This window comes from Streptomyces sp. SAS_270, from assembly GCF_052543295.1.
The window spans coordinates 11,643-29,092 of the sequence record NZ_JBMNDS010000053.1 but is presented as its reverse complement, the minus strand read 5'-3'; the positions used below and the strand labels follow the sequence as shown (position 1 = coordinate 29,092).

Sequence of the window (17,450 nt, the reverse complement as noted above, 5' to 3'; positions counted from 1 at the left end):
CGGCCCGGCCGCCGCTCCCCCGCCTCTCGCTACTTGCCCTTCATCCGCAACCGGATCGGCACGACCGCCGACTCCAGCTGGGTGCGCAACGTCATCTTCGAGACGCCCTCGGTCCGCTCCTCGAAGCGGATCGGGATCTCGACGGCGCTGTGCCCGGCGCGTACGGCCTTGTACTTCAGCTCGACCTGGAAGCTGTAGCCCGCGCTGTCCAGCGTGGCCAGGTCGACATCCCGCAGGGCCGTGGCCGTCCACAGGTTGAAGCCGGCGGTGATGTCCCGGATCTTCGTGCCGAGCACCGTGCGCGCGTACCGGTTCGCGAACCGCGAGAGCAGCACCCGGTGCACGCCCCAGTCCTCGTCGAGCGCGCCGCCCTCGACATACCGGCTGCCGACGACCAGCCCGACGCCGGTGGCCAGGGCCGTGCCCAGCATCTGCGGCACCGCGTGCACGGGATGGCTGCCGTCGGCGTCCATCTGCACGACGTACGCCGCGCCCTCGTCGAGCGCGGCGCTCATCCCGGCGGTGTAGGCCCGCCCCAGGCCGTCCTTCTCGGTGCGGTGCAGCACGCTCATGCGGTGCCGCCCGTCGGCGTTGTACTTCTCGGCGAGTTCGTCGGCGATCCGCCCGGTGCCGTCCGGGCTGGAGTCGTCCACGATCTTCAAGTGCAGCCCGTCGAGCGGCAGTTGCAGCACCGCCTCGGCCATCCTCGGCAGGTTCGCCGCCTCGTTGTACGTCGGCATCACCACGGTGACCGCCGCGTCCGCCCCCAAGTCGTGGGTCATTTCCATCCCCTCTGGATCATCGGGTTCTCGCGGGACCTCAGCAACAACCGGCCCCGGGCAGCGTGCGCTTGTTCCGCGCCTCCTTGTTGCGCGCGGCCAGCAACTCATCGGCGGGGTAACCGACTTCCTCCAGCGTCAGCCCGTGCGGCCGTACGACATGCACGGCCGAGTCCCGTACGCCGGCGGCCAGCACCTTCCCGGGCCAGTCGGCGGGGCGGTGCCCGTCCCCCACGAACAGCAGCGCCCCGATGAGTGAGCGCACCATGTTGTGGCAGAAGGCATCCGCCCGCACGGTCGCGGTGATGATCCCGTCCGCACCCCGCAGGAGGCTCAGCTCCTGGAGGGTACGGATGGTGGTCGCGCCCTCGCGCTTCTTGCAGTACGCGGCGAAGTCGTGCCCCCCGACGAGCCGCCCGGCCGCCTCGTTCATGGCGTCGACGTCGAGCGGCCAGTCGTGCCACAGAACGTGGCCGCGCAGCAGCGGGTCGACGCCGCCCGGGATGTCGGTCACGCGGTATGCGTAGCGCCGCCAGACGGCGGAGAAGCGCGCGTTGAATCCGCTCGGCGCTTCCTCCACCGACCACACCCGTACGTCCTTGGACAGCCGCCCGGCGAGCCGCTTCAGCAGCTTCTCGCGGTGTTCTGCCCAGAGCTCCTCGGGCAGGTCGACATGCGCCACCTGCCCGCGGGCGTGCACGCCCGCGTCGGTGCGGCCGGCCACGGTCAGCTCGTGCGTCGTCTCCCCGGACCGCGTCACCGTCCGCAGGGCGTCCTCGATCTCGCCCTGCACGGTCCGCCGTCCCCCGGCCTGCTTGGCCCACCCGGAGAACTCGCTCCCGTCGTACGACAGGTCCAGCCGCACCCGTACGAACCCGGGCTCTACCTCGTCACTCACCCATTGATCCTCTCAAAACGCGAAAGCGGGCCCGCCCCGAAGGGCGGACCCGCTCAAACGCGAGCCGAAGCTCAGGCGTCCTTGGACTCGTCGCCCTCGGCAGCAGCCGGAGCAGCGTCCTCGACGACCTCGGCCTTGGGAGCCTCGGTGTCCTTCGCGGCACGCTTGGTGGCGGCCTCGGCCTCACCCGTGGCCTGCTGCGCGACGGTCAGCGCCTCGACCAGCTCGATGACAGCCATGGGCGCGTTGTCGCCACGGCGGTTACCGATCTTGGTGATACGGGTGTAGCCACCCGGGCGGTTCTCGTAGCGCGGGCCGATCTCGGTGAAGAGCGTGTGCACGATGCTCTTGTCCGTGATCACCGAAAGCACCTGACGGCGGTTGTGAAGGTCACCCTTCTTCGCCTTGGTGACCAGACGCTCGGCGTAGGGACGCAGGCGGCGGGCCTTGGCCTCGGTGGTGGTGATGCGGCCGTGCTCGAAGAGCGACTTCGCGAGGTTCGCGAGGAGCAGCTTCTCGTGCGCGGCGCTGCCGCCCAGACGGGCACCCTTGGCGGGCTTCGGCATGGTGTTTCTCCTAGGTGTCTGCCCCGGCCGTATCAGGTACCGGGGTCAGTGTCCGAGCGGGCGGATGCCCGTCGAAGATCCGGGGGTCTTCGCGAGACCCCCGGAGGTGGTGCGGATCAGTACTGCTCGGTCTCCACGAACCCGGCGTCCACGTCGTCGTCGGCGCCGAAGGCGTCCGCGGCGGCCGTGGGGTCGAATCCGGGCGGGCTGTCCTTGAGGGCCAGGCCCATGCCGGCCAGCTTCGCCTTGACCTCGTCGATGGACTTCGCACCGAAGTTGCGAATGTCGAGGAGGTCGGCCTCGGAGCGGGCGACGAGCTCACCCACGGAGTGGATGCCCTCACGCTTGAGGCAGTTGTACGACCGAACGGTGAGCTCGAGCTCCTCGATCGGCAGGGCGAGATCAGCGGCAAGGGCGGCGTCCGTGGGGGACGGGCCCATGTCGATGCCCTCGGCGTCGATGTTGAGCTCGCGCGCCAGACCGAACAGCTCGACCAGGGTCTTACCGGCCGACGCCATGGCGTCACGGGGACGCATGGCCTGCTTGGTCTCGACGTCGACGATCAGCTTGTCGAAGTCGGTGCGCTGCTCGACACGGGTCGCCTCGACCTTGTACGTGACCTTCAGCACCGGCGAGTAGATCGAGTCGACCGGGATGCGCCCGATCTCCTGACCGACCTGCTTGTTCTGAACGGCGGAGACGTAGCCGCGACCGCGCTCGACGGTCAGCTCCATCTCCAGCTTGCCCTTGCCGTTGAGCGTGGCGAGGACGAGGTCGGGGTTGTGCACCTCGACACCGGCCGGGGGCGCGATGTCGGCGGCGGTGACCAGACCCGGGCCCTGCTTGCGCAGGTACATCACGACGGGCTCGTCGTGCTCCGAGGAGACGACCAGCTGCTTGATGTTGAGGATCAGGTCGGTGACGTCCTCCTTGACGCCCGGCACGGTGGTGAACTCGTGCAGAACGCCGTCGACGCGGATGGACGTGACCGCCGCACCCGGGATCGAGGAGAGGAGCGTACGACGCAGGGAGTTGCCGAGGGTGTAGCCGAAGCCCGGCTCCAGCGGCTCGATCACGAACCGGGAGCGGAATTCGTCGACGACCTCTTCGGTCAACGAGGGACGCTGAGCAATCAGCATGTTGCGATCCTTCAGTCAGGGACGCCCGCTATTTGACGTCCTGCTCACCGGGCGGAGCCCGATGTTGCTACTACTGCAAGGGTACGGGCGGCACGCCCCCGAGGAGACGTACCGCCCGAAACCTAAGACAACCGTGCGTCAGACGCGGCGGCGCTTGGGCGGACGGCAGCCGTTGTGCGGGGTGGGGGTGACGTCCTGGATCGAGCCGACCTCGAGGCCAGTGGCCTGGAGGGAGCGGATCGCGGTCTCGCGACCGGAGCCCGGGCCCTTCACGAAGACGTCAACCTTGCGCATGCCGTGCTCCTGCGCGCGGCGGGCGGCCGACTCGGCGGCCATCTGCGCGGCGAAGGGGGTGGACTTGCGCGAGCCCTTGAAGCCGACGTGGCCGGCGGAGGCCCAGGAGATCACGTTGCCCGAGGGGTCCGTGATCGAGACGATGGTGTTGTTGAACGTGCTCTTGATGTGCGCGTGGCCGTGAGCGACGTTCTTCTTTTCCTTGCGGCGCACCTTCTTGGCAGCGCCCTGACGACCCTTGGGGGGCATCTGTTTCTCCTACAGGGAGGTGGTCGGTCCTACAGCGAAGACCGCTTGGTAAAGCGTCCGCTGAGGACTACTTCTTGCCCGGCTTCTTCTTACCGGCGATGGCGCGACGCGGGCCCTTGCGGGTACGAGCGTTCGTGCTGGTGCGCTGACCGTGAACGGGCAGGCCACGACGGTGGCGAAGACCCTGGTAGCAGCCGATCTCAACCTTGCGGCGGATGTCGGCCTGCACCTCGCGACGGAGGTCACCCTCGGTCTTGAAGTTGGCGTCCACGTACTCGCGGATGCGGACCAGCTCCTCCTCGGAGAGGTCGCGCACGCGGGTGTCGGGGTTGACGCCGGTCTCGGCCAGCGTCTTCTGCGAGAGGGTCCGGCCGATGCCGAACACGTAGGTCAGGGCGACCTCCACACGCTTTTCACGCGGGATGTCAACACCGGAAACGCGTGCCATTCAATGGCTCCAGTTGTCGTTCGGAGGTCTTCCACAGGACCGGTTCCCAGTTGCCGTATGAGGTACGAACCGGGTCCCCGGCCTCCGACCGGGGGTGTCGGACGTGAGAAACACGTCCGGGTCCTGCGTATGAACATGTACTGCTGCGTCGCGCGAAGTTCTGCGGGTGCAGAAGGTGCGGTCGTGCGTCAGCCCTGGCGCTGCTTGTGGCGCGGGTTTTCGCAGATGACCATGACCCGGCCGTGACGGCGGATCACCCTGCACTTGTCGCAGATCTTCTTGACGCTCGGCTTGACCTTCATTGGGTGAGGTTCTCCGGGTCAGTGCCACCACCCCGCGGAAGCGGGGCACAGGCAAGATCTACTTGTATCGGTAGACGATCCGGCCACGCGTCAGGTCGTACGGAGACAGCTCCACCACGACCCGGTCGTCAGGGAGGATGCGGATGTAGTGCATACGCATCTTGCCGCTGATGTGTGCCAGCACCTGGTGGCCGTTCTGGAGCTCAACCTTGAACATGGCGTTCGGAAGAGACTCGACGACAGTGCCCTCGATCTCGATGGCACCTTGCTTCTTGGCCACGCTTCGCCCTTCGAATCGACTACCTTGATCGACTCCGTACGAGCGCATGCAGGCATGCGGGTGCACGAGAGCCGACGAGTCAGTCTACGTCAGGGCCCCCGGAAAGACGAATCGAGGAAGAATGCCCCGCATTCAAGATCATCATGCGGGCATACCGAGGCAACCGGGAGCACTGGGGAGAAGAGAGCAACCCGGACATCAACGAGCCTGAGCACTACGCCAGCGGATCCGGCGCCGCGGTGATCCCGTGTTCCGCCGGCTTCACCTTGCCGCCGTCCACGGCGGTCAGGACGAGAGGGCCCTCTTCCGTGAGGGCGACGGAGTGCTCCCAGTGCGAGGACCAGGTCCCGGCCCAATTCTGGATGCCGCCCTCGCGGGCTCGGCGCCAGGGCGCCTCACAAGCTTCGAGCGGCTGCGCCGGCCTCCGACCGGCGGTCCTGGCACGGGCCGCCGGCCGGGCGCGACGGATCCGAGCAGCGTACGACTACGCCAGCGGATCCGGCGCCGCGGTGATCCCGTGTTCCGCCAGCTTCGCCTTGCCGCCGTCCACGGCGGTCAGGACGAGCGGGCCCTCTTCCGTGAGGGCGACGGAGTGCTCCCAGTGCGAGGACCAGGTCCCGTCGGTCGTGATGACCGTCCAGTCGTCTTCGAGGACCTCGGTCTTCGGCGTACCCAGGGACACCATCGGCTCGATGGCCAGGCAGAAGCCGGGGACCAGCTTGGGGCCCTTGCCGCGCTTGCGCTCGACGTAGTTCAGCAGATGCGGGTCCATGTGCATCTCGGTGCCGATGCCGTGGCCGCCGTAGTCCTCGATGATTCCGTACTTGCCGCCGCCGGGCTTCGGCTGACGGCGGATGTACGTCTCGATGGCGCGGGAGACGTCGACCAGGCGGTTGCCCAGCTTCATGGCGGCGATGCCGGCCCACATCGACTCCTCGGTCACCCGGGAGAGCTCGACCAGCTCCGGAGCGTGACCCGTGCCGACGAACGCGGTGAACGCGGCGTCGCCGTGCCAGCCGTCGATGATCGCGCCGGCGTCGATGGAGATGACGTCACCGTCCTTCAGGACGGTCTTGTCGTCGGGGATGCCGTGCACGACGACCTCGTTGACCGAGGTGCAGATGGTGGCGGGGAACCCGCCGTAGCCGAGGAAGTTCGGCTTGGCGCCGTGCTCGGCGAGGACCTTGCGGGCGACCTCGTCCAGATCCCTGGTGGTGGCGCCGGGAACCGCCGCCTCACGGGTGGCCGCATGCACGGCGGCGACGACCAGCCCCGCCTCACGCATCTTGGCGATCTGCTCGGGGCTCTTGATCTGCACCATGGGCGCCTGCGCTCTCCGTCTTCTCCGTCAACCGGCGCCGACGTTCCTGTCGACCGGTCCCTACACGTGCTCGTGCCCGGACAGACACGCGCCTGTACAACACTACGGCCGCGGCGCCCCTGAAGGGCACCGCGGCCGAAGCTGGTGTGACGGCTACTTGCCGTCGTCCTCGCGCTTGAGCGCATCCATCGCACGCCCCGTGACCTCGTCCACCTTGCCGAGGGCCGAGATCGTGACCACCAGGCCCTGGGCCTTGTAGTAGTCGATGATCGGCTCGGTCTGCGTGTGGTAGACCTCCAGGCGCTTGCGCACCGTGTCCTCGGAGTCGTCGTCACGCTGGTACAGCTCGCCGCCGCAGACGTCGCAGACGCCCGCCGCCTTCGGCTGCTTGTACTGCACGTGGAAGACGTGGCTGGAGTCCTTGCGGCAGATGCGGCGACCCGCGATGCGCTTGACGACTTCGTCCTCGGGGACCTCGAGGTCCAGGACCGCGTCCAGCTTCATGCTCTCGGTCTTCAGCATCTCGTCCAGCGCCTCGGCCTGCGAGACGTTGCGAGGGAAGCCGTCGAGCAGGAAGCCGTTCTCGGCGTCCGGCTGCTCCATGCGGTCCTTGGCCATCCCGATGGTGACCTCGTCCGGCACCAGGTTGCCGGCGTCCATGAACGCCTTCGCCTGCTTGCCCAGCTCCGTGCCCTGGCTGATGTTGGCGCGGAAGAGGTCGCCCGTGGAGATGTGCGGGATCGACAGGTTCTGGGCGAGGAACGCGGCCTGCGTTCCCTTGCCGGCACCGGGCGGCCCGACGAGGACGATTCGCATCAGCGGAGGAACCCTTCGTAATTGCGCTGCTGAAGCTGGCTCTCGATCTGCTTCACCGTTTCGAGACCCACACCCACGATGATCAGGATGCTGGTACCACCGAACGGGAAGTTCTGGCTTGCCCCGAAGCCAACCAACGCCATCGTCGGTACGAGAGCGATCAGACCCAGATACAGCGACCCCGGCCAGGTGATCCGGTTGAGTACGTAACTCAGGTACTCGGCGGTCGGCCGGCCAGCCCGGATGCCCGGGATGAAGCCACCATACTTCTTCATGTTGTCGGCGACTTCCTCAGGGTTGAAGGAGATCGCCACATAGAAGAACGCGAAGAACACGATCAGCAAAAAGTACATGCTGATGTAAATCGGGTGATCGCCCTTGGTCAGATTCTGCTCAACCCAGGTTTTCCAGCCGGAAGTGTCCTTGGAGAACTGAGCGACCAGCGCCGGAATGTAGAGCAGCGACGACGCGAAGATGACGGGAATCACACCCGCCTGATTCACCTTCAATGGGATGTAGGTGGACGTACCGCCGTAGGACCGGCGGCCGATCATGCGCTTCGCGTACTGGACGGGGACCCGGCGCTGAGCCTGCTCGACGAAGACCACCAGGCCGACCATGACGAGACCCACGGCGATGACCGTGCCGAACTCGATCCAGCCGCCGGCGAGGGTGCCCGACTTCTTGATGGCCCAGAGCGCGGACGGGAACGTCGCGGCGATCGAGATGAACATCAGGATCGACATGCCGTTGCCGATGCCGCGGTCGGTGATGAGCTCACCGAGCCACATCACGACGGCCGTACCGGCGGTCATGGTGACGACCATGGTGATGGTCGTGAAGATCGACTGGTCCGGCACGATCTGGTTGGCGACGGGGCAGGAGCCGAAGAGCGCGCCGCTGCGGGCGGTGGCCACCAGGCCGGTGCCCTGCAGGATCGCCAGCGCCACCGTCAGATAACGGGTGTACTGCGTGATTTTCGCCGTGCCGGCCTGGCCCTCCTTCTTGAGGGCCTCCAGACGCGGGATCACCACCGTCAGCAGCTGCAGGATGATGCTCGCGGTGATGTACGGCATGATGCCGAGCGCGAAGATCGTGATCTGCAGCAGTGCGCCGCCGCTGAACATGTTGACGAGACCGAACAGGCCCTGGTTGCCCTTGGCCGCGTCAATGCACGTCTGGACGTTCTTGTAGTCGACGCCAGGGATCGGGATGTGGGTACCTACGCGGTACACCACGATCACGCCGAGTGTGAAGAGCAGCTTCTTGCGCAGGTCGGGCGTCCTGAACGCCCGGGCGAACGCGGTGAGCACGGTGCCTCCTGCGACCCCCGCGCAAGTGCGTCAGAGGTGACGGTCTTGAGGTTCGACGAATGAATGGCGGTCAACTTCCGCCCGGCGAACGGCCTGATGAAAGTTGGCAGTGCAGGCCACCTTACCGGCGGGACTGCCCCCCTTGGAACGACCAACCGGGGATGCCCCTTTTGTGGGGCATCCCCGGCTGGGAATCGCTCATGTCATCGAGACGCCTGAAGTGATCAGACGAGCTCGGTGACCGTACCGCCGGCGGCGGTGATCTTCTCCTTGGCGGAGCCGGAGACGGCGTCAACCGTCACCTGCAGCGCCACGGTGATCTCGCCCTGGCCGAGGACCTTGACGAGGCTGTTCTTGCGAACGGCACCCTTGGCCACCAGACCCTCGACGGTGACTTCGCCACCCTCGGGGTAGAGCGAGGCGAGCTTGTCCAGGTTCACGACCTGGAACTCGACCTTGAAGGGGTTCTTGAAGCCCTTGAGCTTCGGGAGACGCATGTGGAGGGGCATCTGGCCACCCTCGAAGCGCTCCGGAACCTGGTAACGGGCCTTCGTACCCTTGGTACCACGACCGGCCGTCTTACCCTTCGACGCCTCACCACGACCCACACGGGTCTTGGCGGTCTTGGCGCCCGGGGCGGGACGGAGGTTGTGGATCTTGAGCGGGTTGTTCTCACCCATGATCAGTCGACCTCCTCGACCGTCACGAGGTGGCGGACGGTGTGCACCATTCCGCGGAACTCGGGGCGGTCCTCCTTGACGACCTGCGTGTTGATGCCCTTGAGACCAAGGGAGCGCAGGGTGTCACGGTGGTTCTGCTTGCTGCCGATGTACGACTTCGTCTGCGTGACCTTGAGGCGAGCCATTACGCACCCGCCCCGGCACGTGCACGAAGGAGAGCCGCGGGGGCGACGTCCTCGAGGGGCAGACCACGGCGAGCCGCGATCTCCTCGGGACGCTGCAGGCCCTTGAGGGCCGCCACGGTCGCGTGCACGATGTTGATCGCGTTGGACGAGCCGAGCGACTTCGACAGGATGTCGTGAACGCCGGCGCACTCGAGCACTGCACGCACCGGGCCACCGGCGATAACGCCGGTACCGGGGGAAGCAGGCTTGAGCAGGACGACGCCCGCGGCCTTCTCGCCCGTGATCGGGTGCGGGATGGTGCCCTGGATACGGGGGACCTTGAAGAAGTGCTTCTTGGCCTCCTCAACACCCTTGGCGATGGCGGCCGGCACCTCCTTGGCCTTGCCGTAACCGACACCGACGGTGCCATCGCCATCGCCCACTACGACGAGCGCAGTGAAGCTGAAGCGACGACCACCCTTCACAACCTTGGCGACGCGGTTGATCGCGACAACGCGCTCAACGTACGCGGTCTTCTCGGCGGCAGCAGCGCCGCCGTCACGGCCCTTCCGGTCCCGCCGCTCGCCGCCACCGGCACCGCTTCCACGGCGCTGGGGTCCAGCCATTGGATTACCTCTCTCTGTTTCCGCTAGCTACGGAAGCGGCTCAGAACTTGAGTCCGGCTTCGCGGGCGGCGTCCGCCAGGGCAGCAATGCGCCCGGCGTACTGGTTGCCACCACGGTCGAATACGACAGCCTCGACACCGGCGGCCTTGGCGCGCTCGGCGACCAGGGCGCCGACCGACTTGGCCTGCGCGGACTTGTCGCCCTCGCCACCGCGGATCGTGGTGTCCAGGGTCGACGCCGACGCCAGGGTGTGACCCTTGATGTCGTCGATGACCTGGGCCACGATGTGGCGGTTGGAGCGCGTCACGACCAGGCGCGGACGCTCAGCCGTACCCGAGACGTGCTTACGGATCCGGATGTGACGACGCTTGATGGCAGCACGCTTGTAAGCGTCGCCCTTAGCAATCTTGACACCGTATGCCATGGCTTACTTACCCGCCTTTCCGACCTTGCGGCGGATGACTTCGCCTTCGTACTTGACGCCCTTGGCCTTGTACGGGTCGGGCTTGCGCAGCTTGCGGATGTTGGCCGCAACCTCACCGACCTTCTGCTTGTCGATGCCCTCGACCGAGAAACGGGTCGGGTTCTCCACCTTGAAGGTGATGCCCTCGGGGGCCTCGACAGTGATCGAGTGGCTGTAGCCGAGCGAGAACTCCAGGTTGGAGCCCTTCGCCAGGACGCGGTAACCAACACCGCTGATCTCGAGCTTCTTCACGTAACCCTGGGTCACGCCGGTGATCATGTTCGCCACCAGCGTGCGGGACAGGCCGTGCAGGGCCTTGTTCTGACGCTCGTCGTTCGGGCGGGTGACATTGAGAATGCCGTCCTCGCCCTTAGCGATCTCGATCGGCGCCGCGACGGTGTGGGTCAGCGAGCCCTTGGGGCCCTTGACCGAAACCGTACGGCCGTCGATGGTGACGTCCACGCCGGCGGGAACCGTGATGGGGAGCTTGCCAATACGCGACATAGCTGTTTCCTCCGTTCCCTTCCGCTACCAGACGTAGGCGAGAACTTCTCCGCCTACGCCCTTCTTGCCGGCCTGCTTGTCGGTGAGGAGACCGTGCGACGTGGAGATGATCGCCACGCCGAGGCCGCCAAGCACCTTGGGCAGGGAGGTGGACTTCGCGTAAACCCGGAGACCGGGCTTGGAGATCCGCTTGATGCCCGCGATGGAGCGCTCACGGTTCGGGCCGAACTTCAGCTCGAGGACGAGGTTCTTGCCGACCTCGGCGTCCTCGACCTTCCAGCCCGTGATGAAGCCCTCCTGCTGGAGGATCTCCGCGATGTGCGACTTGATCTTGCTGTGCGGCATACCCACGGTGTCGTGGTACGCCGAGTTCGCGTTACGCAGACGCGTAAGCATGTCCGCGATCGGATCAGTCATGGTCATGAATTGGCCTTCGGCCTCTCTCGCCGGGGTTTCCTGTATGCGCCATCCCTCTCCCCACACAGGGGCGGGACGGGTGCGGCGCGGGGACCTACGGCGTAGTAAGTCGTACGGGCGTCAGGCGCCCAACCCTCCTAGCCTAAGCCATGGAGAGGTGGGCACCTGACAGAGCCCATTGCTTACCGAGAGCCCTGGAATCCGGAATTACCGGATTTACCAGGAGCTCTTGGTCACGCCCGGCAGCTCGCCACGGTGAGCCATCTCACGAAGGCACACGCGGCAGAGGCCGAACTTGCGGTACACGGAGTGCGGGCGGCCGCAGCGCTGGCAGCGGGTGTACGCACGCACACCGAACTTGGGCTTACGAGCAGCCTTGGCAATCAGAGCCTTCTTCGCCATCTCGCTTACGCCTCCTTGAAGGGGAAGCCGAGGTGACGGAGAAGGGCGCGGCCCTCAGCGTCGTTGGTCGCCGTGGTCACCACGGTGATGTCCATACCCCGGACGCGGTCGATCTTGTCCTGGTCGATCTCGTGGAACATGACCTGCTCCGTGAGACCGAAGGTGTAGTTGCCACGGCCGTCGAACTGCTTGGGGGACAGACCACGGAAGTCGCGGATGCGCGGCAGCGCGAGCGACAGGGTGCGGTCCAGGAACTCCCACATGCGGTCGCCACGGAGCGTGACGTGGGCACCGATCGGCTGGCCCTCACGCAGCTTGAACTGCGCGATGGACTTGCGGGCCTTGGTGATGGCCGGCTTCTGACCGGTGATCGTGGTCAGGTCACGGACGGCACCGTCCATGAGCTTCGAGTCACGGGCGGCGTCGCCGACACCCATGTTGACCACGATCTTCACGAGGCCCGGCGTCTGCATGACGTTCTCGTAGGAGAACTCTTCCTGCAGCTTCGCCGCGATCTCCTCGCGGTACTTCGTCTTGAGACGCGGAGTGGTGGTGGTAGCCATCAGATGTCCTCACCCGTCCGCTTGGCAACGCGAACCTTGTTGCCCTCGTCGTCGAAGCGGTAACCGACACGCGTGACGACCTTGTTGCCGTCCTTCTCCACGACGAGCTGAACGTTGCTCACGTGAACAGGGGCCTCGGTCGTGACGATGCCACCGGCCTGCGAACCACCAGCGGTGGGACCGGCCTTGGTGTGCTTCTTGACCCGGTTGACACCCTCGACCAGGACGCGGTCCTCGCGGGGGTAGGCCGCGATGACCTTGCCCTGCTTGCCCTTGTCCTTACCGGTGATGACCTGAACCAGGTCGCCCTTCTTGATCTTCATGCTTACAGCACCTCCGGCGCGAGCGAGATGATCTTCATGAACTTCTTCTCGCGCAGCTCTCGGCCGACCGGGCCGAAGATGCGGGTGCCGCGAGGGTCGCCGTCGTTCTTCAGAATGACGGCGGCGTTCTCGTCGAAGCGGATGTACGAGCCGTCCGGACGGCGGCGCTCCTTGACGGTGCGAACGATGACCGCCTTGACGACGTCACCCTTCTTCACGTTGCCGCCGGGGATCGCGTCCTTGACGGTGGCGACGATGACGTCACCGATGCCCGCGTAGCGGCGACCGGAGCCACCGAGCACACGGATGCAAAGGATTTCCTTCGCACCAGTGTTGTCGGCGACGCGCAGTCGCGACTCCTGCTGGATCACGTCTATCTCCTGATCGTCTGCCGGTTCCCCGAAGGGGCTGCCTCGTTACGAGGTGAGCCCCTTCGGAGCCTGGCGGAACTGTCCTGCGAGGAATGCCCCGCAGGAGATTTACTTGGCCTTTTCGAGGATCTCGACGATGCGCCAGCGCTTGCTCGCCGACAGCGGACGCGTCTCCATGATGAGGACGCGGTCGCCGACGCCGGCAGCGTTCTGCTCGTCGTGCGCCTTGAGCTTGTTCGTACGGCGGATGACCTTGCCGTACAGCGCGTGCTTGACGCGGTCCTCGACGGCGACGACGACGGTCTTGTCCATCTTGTCGCTGACGACCAGACCCTCGCGGGTCTTGCGGAAGCCGCGAGCGGCCTTCGTCTCTTCAGTCACGTTGCTCTCGCTCATCAGGCGCTCTCCACCGTCTCGATGCCCAGCTCGCGCTCACGCATCAGGGTGTAGATCCGCGCGATGTCCTTGCGGACGGCCTTGAGCCGACCGTGGTTCTCGAGCTGACCCGTCGCCGCCTGGAAGCGGAGGTTGAACAGCTCTTCCTTGGCTTCGCGGAGCTTCGCAAGAAGCTCCTCGTCACCCAGTTCGCGCAGCTCGGACGCCTTGGTACCGGCCGACATCACGCTTCACCTGCCTCGCGCTTGACGATCCGGCACTTCATCGGCAGCTTGTGCGCCGCACGAGTGAGGGCCTCACGCGCAATCTTCTCGTTGGGGTAGGACAGCTCGAACATGACCCGGCCCGGGTGCACGTTCGCGATCCACCACTCGGGCGAACCCTTACCGGAACCCATGCGGGTCTCGGCAGGCTTCTTCGTGAGCGGGCGGTCCGGGTAGATGTTGATCCAGACCTTGCCGCCACGCTTGATGTGGCGGGTCATCGCGATACGTGCGGCCTCGATCTGGCGGTTCGTCACGTACGCCGGCGTGAGGGCCTGAATGCCGTACTCGCCGAACGAAACCTGCGTACCGCCCTTGGCCTGACCACGGCGCTTGGGGTGGTGCTGCTTGCGGTGCTTGACCCTACGGGGGATCAGCATTTCGGTCAGGCCTCCGTTCCGGTGCTCTCAGCCGGAGCGGCAGCGGCGGCGGGAGCGTCGGCCTTGGGGGCCTCGGCAGCCGGCGCGGACTGCTGCTGCGGCTTGCGGCCGCGGCCGCCACGCTCGCCACCACGGCCACCGCCGCGGGCCGGACGGTCGCCGCCCGGGCCACCGCCACGAGCCGGGCGGTTACCCGCACGGGCCGCAGCGTTCTCGGCGCGGACCTCGGCGATGTTCTTGACGTCGCCCTTGTAGATCCAGACCTTCACACCGATACGGCCGAAGGTCGTCTTGGCCTCGAAGAAGCCGTAGTCGACGTTCGCGCGGAGCGTGTGCAGGGGCACACGGCCCTCGCGGTAGAACTCCGAGCGGGACATCTCGGCGCCGCCGAGGCGGCCACCGCACTGGATCTTGATGCCCTTGGCGCCGGCCTTCATCGTGCCCTGCATGCTCTTACGCATGGCGCGACGGAAGGAGACGCGGGAGGAGAGCTGCTCGGCAACGGCCTGGGCAACCAGCTGAGCGTCGGTCTCGGGGCTCTTGACCTCGAGGATGTTCAGCTGGACCTGCTTGCCCGTGAGCTTCTCGAGGTCACCGCGGATGCGGTCGGCCTCGGCGCCACGGCGGCCGATGACGATGCCGGGACGCGCGGTGTGGATGTCCACCCGCACGCGGTCACGGGTGCGCTCGATCTCAACCTTCGAGATGCCGGCGCGCTCCATGCCGGACGTCATCATCCGACGGATGGCGACGTCTTCCTTGACGTAGTCCTTGTACAGCTTGTCGGCGTACCACCGGGACTTGAAGTCCGTGGTGATGCCGAGCCGGAACCCATGCGGGTTAACCTTCTGGCCCATTACCGGGTTCCTTCCTTGCTGCTGACGACCACGGTGATGTGGCTGGTCCGCTTACGGATCCGGTAGGCACGGCCCTGAGCACGCGGACGGAACCGCTTCAGGGTCGGGCCCTCGTCCACGTACGCCTCGCTGATGACCAGCGAAGAGGCGTCGGTGTGGTCGTAGTTGTGCGCGGCGTTGGCAATGGCGCTGTCAAGCACCTTGCCGACCGGCACGCTCGCGGCCTGCGGGGCGAAACGCAGGACCGCCTGAGCCTCCGTGGCATCCATGCCACGGATAAGGTCCACCACGCGGCGGGCCTTCATGGGCGTAACGCGGATGTACCGCGCCTGGGCCCTGGCTTCCATGGTTGTCCTTCCAGTGTCTGTCATGGTCGATTCCACCCCGCGTTAGCGGCGCTTCGACTTCCGGTCGTCCTTGACGTGACCCCGGAAGGTGCGCGTCGGCGAGAACTCGCCGAGCTTGTGGCCGACCATCGACTCGGTGACAAACACCGGAATGTGGGTCTTGCCGTTGTGCACCGCGATCGTGTGGCCGAGCATGGCCGGGATGATCATCGAGCGACGGGACCAGGTCTTGATGACGTTCTTGGTACCGGCTTCGTTCTGTACGTCCACCTTCTTGATGAGGTGTCCGTCGACGAAGGGTCCCTTCTTGAGACTGCGCGGCATCTAAACCCGCTCCTAGCGCTTCTTGTTCGTCTTGCGGCGGCGGACGATGTACTTGCTCGATGCCTTCTTCGGCGAGCGAGTACGACCCTCCTTCTGACCCCACGGGGAGACCGGGTGGCGACCACCGGAGGTCTTGCCCTCACCACCACCGTGCGGGTGGTCAACCGGGTTCATCGCCACACCGCGGACGGACGGGCGAACGCCCTTCCAGCGCATGCGGCCGGCCTTGCCCCAGTTGATGTTGCTCTGCTCGGCGTTGCCGACCTCGCCGACCGTGGCGCGGCAGCGCTGGTCGACCAGGCGGATCTCACCGGAGGGCATGCGGAGGTGGGCCATGGTGCCCTCCTTCGCGAGCAGCTGCACCGAGGCGCCGGCGGAGCGGGCGAACTTGGCGCCGCCACCGGGACGGATCTCGATCGCGTGGATCGTGGTACCGACCGGGATGTTGCGGAGCGCCAGGTTGTTGCCCGGCTTGATGTCGGCCCCGGGACCGTTCTCGACGCGGTCACCCTGCTGCAGGTTGCGCGGGGCGAGGATGTAGCGCTTCTCGCCGTCCGCGTAGTGCAGCAGCGCGATGCGCGCGGTGCGGTTGGGGTCGTACTCGATGTGCGCGACCTTCGCCGGCACGCCGTCCTTGTCGTGACGACGGAAGTCGATCACTCGGTAGGCGCGCTTGTGTCCGCCACCCTGGTGGCGAACGGTCACACGACCGGCGTTGTTACGGCCGCCCTTGCTGTGCAGCGGGCGGACCAGCGACTTCTCCGGCGTGGACCGCGTGACCTCGACGAAGTCGGCGACGCTGGAGCCACGACGGCCCGGCGTAGTCGGCTTGTACTTGCGGATTCCCATTTCTCAGTCCTCGTCCGATATTCGGACCAGGGCGCTCCGTTAGGAGGCCTGGCCGAAGATGTCGATACGGTCGCCCTCAGCGAGGGTCACGATCGCGCGCTTGGTGTCCGCACGCTTTCCGAAGCCGCTCTTGGTCCGCTTGCGCTTGCCCTGGCGGTTGATCGTGTTGACCCCGGTGACCTTGACCGAGAAGACCGCCTGGACGGCCTCCTTGATCTGCGTCTTGTTGGAGCCGGGCGCGACGACGAAGGTGTACTTGCCCTCGTCGAGAAGCGCGTAGCTCTTCTCCGAGACAACCGGCTTGAGCAGCACGTCACGGGGGTCCGTGAAGGACTTGCTCATCGGGGTCTCGACGGTGTTCTTGCCCTCGGTGGCGTGGCGCTTCGCCTTGGCGACGCGCGCGGCCTTGGCTGCCTTGGCAGCCTTCGAGGCGATGCTCGGGTGACGCGTAGCCATCAGGCTTCGCTCCCTTCGGTGTCAGCGGCCTGGGGGCCAGACACGAAGGACTCGAAAGCGGCCTGGGTGAAGACCACGTCGTCCGAGACGAGAACGTCGTACGTGTTCAGCTGGCCCGGCTCCAGGATGTGGACCTGGGGCAGGTTGCGCGCGGAAAGCAGCGCGGCCTCGTCGGAGCGCTCGATGACCAGGAGCACGTTCTTGCGCTCGCTGACCTTGCCGAGGAAGCTCTTCGCGGCCTTGGTGGAGGGGGTCTCGCCCTCGATCACGCCGGTGATGACGTGGATGCGAGCGTTGCGGGCCCGGTCGGTGAGGGCGTGGCGCAGGGCCGCGGCCTTCATCTTCTTCGGGGTCCGCTGCGAGTAGTCACGCGGCGTGGGTCCGTGAACGACGCCACCGCCGGCGAACTGCGGCGCACGGGTCGAGCCCTGACGGGCGCGGCCGGTGCCCTTCTGGCGGTAAGGCTTGCGGCCACCACCGCGGACCTCGCCACGACGCTTGACCTTGTGCGTGCCCTGACGGGCAGCGGCCAGCTGTGCGACGACGACCTGGTGAAGCAGCGGAACGCTGATCTTCTCTACGTCGAAGATCTCGGCCGGGAGCTCAACGGTCCCGGCGGTGTCGCCGGAGGGCGACAGAATGTCAATGGTGCTCATGTCC

General features: G+C 66.4%; 30 protein-coding genes. All 30 read right to left on the bottom strand.

Annotated elements, in window-relative coordinates; all coding sequences use genetic code 11:
- Positions 1 to 29: 29 nt before the first annotated feature.
- On the bottom strand, positions 30 to 782 hold the full coding sequence (locus ACN6LB_RS29500; protein WP_445028517.1) for a polyprenol monophosphomannose synthase: 753 nt from the start codon (positions 780 to 782) through the stop codon (positions 30 to 32).
- Positions 783 to 819: 37 nt separating this feature from the next.
- Complete coding sequence (gene truA, locus ACN6LB_RS29495) at positions 820 to 1,677, bottom strand: tRNA pseudouridine(38-40) synthase TruA (RefSeq protein WP_445028516.1); 858 nt, start codon at positions 1,675 to 1,677, stop codon at positions 820 to 822.
- Positions 1,678 to 1,748: 71 nt separating this feature from the next.
- The gene (rplQ, locus tag ACN6LB_RS29490; RefSeq protein WP_356131426.1) at positions 1,749 to 2,243 is read right to left on the bottom strand and encodes a 50S ribosomal protein L17; all 495 of its coding nucleotides are present in this window, start codon (positions 2,241 to 2,243) and stop codon (positions 1,749 to 1,751) included.
- Positions 2,244 to 2,359: 116 nt separating this feature from the next.
- Positions 2,360 to 3,382, bottom strand: a complete 1,023-nt coding sequence (locus ACN6LB_RS29485) for a DNA-directed RNA polymerase subunit alpha (RefSeq protein WP_046583607.1) — start codon at positions 3,380 to 3,382, stop codon at positions 2,360 to 2,362.
- Between the two features lie 138 nt (positions 3,383 to 3,520).
- Complete coding sequence (gene rpsK / locus ACN6LB_RS29480; protein WP_003956432.1) at positions 3,521 to 3,925, bottom strand: 30S ribosomal protein S11; 405 nt, start codon at positions 3,923 to 3,925, stop codon at positions 3,521 to 3,523.
- Positions 3,926 to 3,992: 67 nt separating this feature from the next.
- Positions 3,993 to 4,373, bottom strand: coding sequence for a 30S ribosomal protein S13 (gene rpsM / locus ACN6LB_RS29475; RefSeq protein WP_266455950.1), 381 nt, complete (start codon positions 4,371 to 4,373; stop codon positions 3,993 to 3,995).
- 188 nt (positions 4,374 to 4,561) lie between these two features.
- On the bottom strand, positions 4,562 to 4,675 hold the full coding sequence (gene rpmJ, locus ACN6LB_RS29470) for a 50S ribosomal protein L36 (protein ID WP_003998809.1): 114 nt from the start codon (positions 4,673 to 4,675) through the stop codon (positions 4,562 to 4,564).
- A 58-nt stretch (positions 4,676 to 4,733) separates the two neighbouring features.
- A complete protein-coding gene (gene infA, locus ACN6LB_RS29465; RefSeq protein ID WP_003948620.1) occupies positions 4,734 to 4,955 on the bottom strand; it encodes a translation initiation factor IF-1 in 222 nt (73 codons plus the stop codon).
- 484 nt (positions 4,956 to 5,439) lie between these two features.
- Positions 5,440 to 6,276 carry a type I methionyl aminopeptidase gene (gene map / locus ACN6LB_RS29460; RefSeq protein ID WP_356131420.1) on the bottom strand — a complete coding sequence of 279 codons (837 nt, stop codon included), beginning with the start codon at positions 6,274 to 6,276 and terminating at the stop codon, positions 5,440 to 5,442.
- 153 nt (positions 6,277 to 6,429) lie between these two features.
- Positions 6,430 to 7,092 carry an adenylate kinase gene (locus ACN6LB_RS29455; RefSeq protein WP_356131417.1) on the bottom strand — a complete coding sequence of 221 codons (663 nt, stop codon included), beginning with the start codon at positions 7,090 to 7,092 and terminating at the stop codon, positions 6,430 to 6,432.
- A complete protein-coding gene (gene secY / locus ACN6LB_RS29450) occupies positions 7,092 to 8,405 on the bottom strand; it encodes a preprotein translocase subunit SecY (RefSeq protein WP_356131414.1) in 1,314 nt (437 codons plus the stop codon). Before secY ends, ACN6LB_RS29455 begins: the two co-directional genes overlap by 1 nt.
- A gap of 224 nt (positions 8,406 to 8,629) precedes the next feature.
- Entirely contained in the window at positions 8,630 to 9,085 is a 456-nt protein-coding gene (rplO, locus tag ACN6LB_RS29445; protein WP_356131411.1) for a 50S ribosomal protein L15, read from the bottom strand.
- 2 nt (positions 9,086 to 9,087) lie between these two features.
- Entirely contained in the window at positions 9,088 to 9,270 is a 183-nt protein-coding gene (gene rpmD, locus ACN6LB_RS29440) for a 50S ribosomal protein L30 (RefSeq protein WP_055553514.1), read from the bottom strand.
- Entirely contained in the window at positions 9,270 to 9,875 is a 606-nt protein-coding gene (gene rpsE / locus ACN6LB_RS29435; RefSeq protein ID WP_006376045.1) for a 30S ribosomal protein S5, read from the bottom strand. Before rpsE ends, rpmD begins: the two co-directional genes overlap by 1 nt.
- A 40-nt stretch (positions 9,876 to 9,915) precedes the next feature.
- The gene (gene rplR, locus ACN6LB_RS29430; RefSeq protein WP_356131408.1) at positions 9,916 to 10,299 is read right to left on the bottom strand and encodes a 50S ribosomal protein L18; all 384 of its coding nucleotides are present in this window, start codon (positions 10,297 to 10,299) and stop codon (positions 9,916 to 9,918) included.
- A 3-nt stretch (positions 10,300 to 10,302) separates the two neighbouring features.
- Positions 10,303 to 10,842 carry a 50S ribosomal protein L6 gene (gene rplF, locus ACN6LB_RS29425; protein WP_445028515.1) on the bottom strand — a complete coding sequence of 180 codons (540 nt, stop codon included), beginning with the start codon at positions 10,840 to 10,842 and terminating at the stop codon, positions 10,303 to 10,305.
- A gap of 24 nt (positions 10,843 to 10,866) precedes the next feature.
- Positions 10,867 to 11,265, bottom strand: a complete 399-nt coding sequence (gene rpsH / locus ACN6LB_RS29420) for a 30S ribosomal protein S8 (protein WP_190037509.1) — start codon at positions 11,263 to 11,265, stop codon at positions 10,867 to 10,869.
- 210 nt (positions 11,266 to 11,475) lie between these two features.
- On the bottom strand, positions 11,476 to 11,661 hold the full coding sequence (locus ACN6LB_RS29415; protein ID WP_003956452.1) for a type Z 30S ribosomal protein S14: 186 nt from the start codon (positions 11,659 to 11,661) through the stop codon (positions 11,476 to 11,478).
- A 5-nt stretch (positions 11,662 to 11,666) separates the two neighbouring features.
- Positions 11,667 to 12,224 (bottom strand): 50S ribosomal protein L5, encoded by a 558-nt coding sequence (gene rplE, locus ACN6LB_RS29410; RefSeq protein ID WP_148010026.1) that lies wholly within the window; start codon positions 12,222 to 12,224, stop codon positions 11,667 to 11,669.
- On the bottom strand, positions 12,224 to 12,547 hold the full coding sequence (gene rplX, locus ACN6LB_RS29405) for a 50S ribosomal protein L24 (RefSeq protein ID WP_356131400.1): 324 nt from the start codon (positions 12,545 to 12,547) through the stop codon (positions 12,224 to 12,226). The genes rplE and rplX overlap by 1 nt, the downstream gene beginning before the upstream one ends.
- A gap of 2 nt (positions 12,548 to 12,549) precedes the next feature.
- Positions 12,550 to 12,918: a 50S ribosomal protein L14 gene (gene rplN, locus ACN6LB_RS29400; protein WP_003998823.1), complete on the bottom strand. Its 369-nt coding sequence runs from the start codon at positions 12,916 to 12,918 to the stop codon at positions 12,550 to 12,552.
- Positions 12,919 to 13,026: 108 nt separating this feature from the next.
- Entirely contained in the window at positions 13,027 to 13,314 is a 288-nt protein-coding gene (gene rpsQ, locus ACN6LB_RS29395; RefSeq protein WP_356131397.1) for a 30S ribosomal protein S17, read from the bottom strand.
- Positions 13,314 to 13,538, bottom strand: a complete 225-nt coding sequence (gene rpmC / locus ACN6LB_RS29390) for a 50S ribosomal protein L29 (RefSeq protein WP_003998824.1) — start codon at positions 13,536 to 13,538, stop codon at positions 13,314 to 13,316. Before rpmC ends, rpsQ begins: the two co-directional genes overlap by 1 nt.
- A complete protein-coding gene (gene rplP / locus ACN6LB_RS29385; RefSeq protein ID WP_010986348.1) occupies positions 13,538 to 13,957 on the bottom strand; it encodes a 50S ribosomal protein L16 in 420 nt (139 codons plus the stop codon). Before rplP ends, rpmC begins: the two co-directional genes overlap by 1 nt.
- Before the next feature lie 5 nt (positions 13,958 to 13,962).
- Positions 13,963 to 14,814, bottom strand: coding sequence for a 30S ribosomal protein S3 (gene rpsC / locus ACN6LB_RS29380; RefSeq protein ID WP_055614925.1), 852 nt, complete (start codon positions 14,812 to 14,814; stop codon positions 13,963 to 13,965).
- The gene (gene rplV, locus ACN6LB_RS29375) at positions 14,814 to 15,161 is read right to left on the bottom strand and encodes a 50S ribosomal protein L22 (RefSeq protein ID WP_004571827.1); all 348 of its coding nucleotides are present in this window, start codon (positions 15,159 to 15,161) and stop codon (positions 14,814 to 14,816) included. Before rplV ends, rpsC begins: the two co-directional genes overlap by 1 nt.
- Positions 15,162 to 15,203: 42 nt before the next feature.
- A complete protein-coding gene (gene rpsS / locus ACN6LB_RS29370; protein WP_013001415.1) occupies positions 15,204 to 15,485 on the bottom strand; it encodes a 30S ribosomal protein S19 in 282 nt (93 codons plus the stop codon).
- 12 nt (positions 15,486 to 15,497) lie between these two features.
- Entirely contained in the window at positions 15,498 to 16,334 is an 837-nt protein-coding gene (gene rplB / locus ACN6LB_RS29365) for a 50S ribosomal protein L2 (protein WP_356131391.1), read from the bottom strand.
- Between the two features lie 39 nt (positions 16,335 to 16,373).
- On the bottom strand, positions 16,374 to 16,790 hold the full coding sequence (gene rplW / locus ACN6LB_RS29360; protein WP_356131388.1) for a 50S ribosomal protein L23: 417 nt from the start codon (positions 16,788 to 16,790) through the stop codon (positions 16,374 to 16,376).
- Positions 16,790 to 17,446 (bottom strand): 50S ribosomal protein L4, encoded by a 657-nt coding sequence (gene rplD / locus ACN6LB_RS29355; RefSeq protein WP_356131385.1) that lies wholly within the window; start codon positions 17,444 to 17,446, stop codon positions 16,790 to 16,792. The genes rplW and rplD overlap by 1 nt, the downstream gene beginning before the upstream one ends.
- Between the last annotated feature and the right edge of the window lie 4 nt (positions 17,447 to 17,450).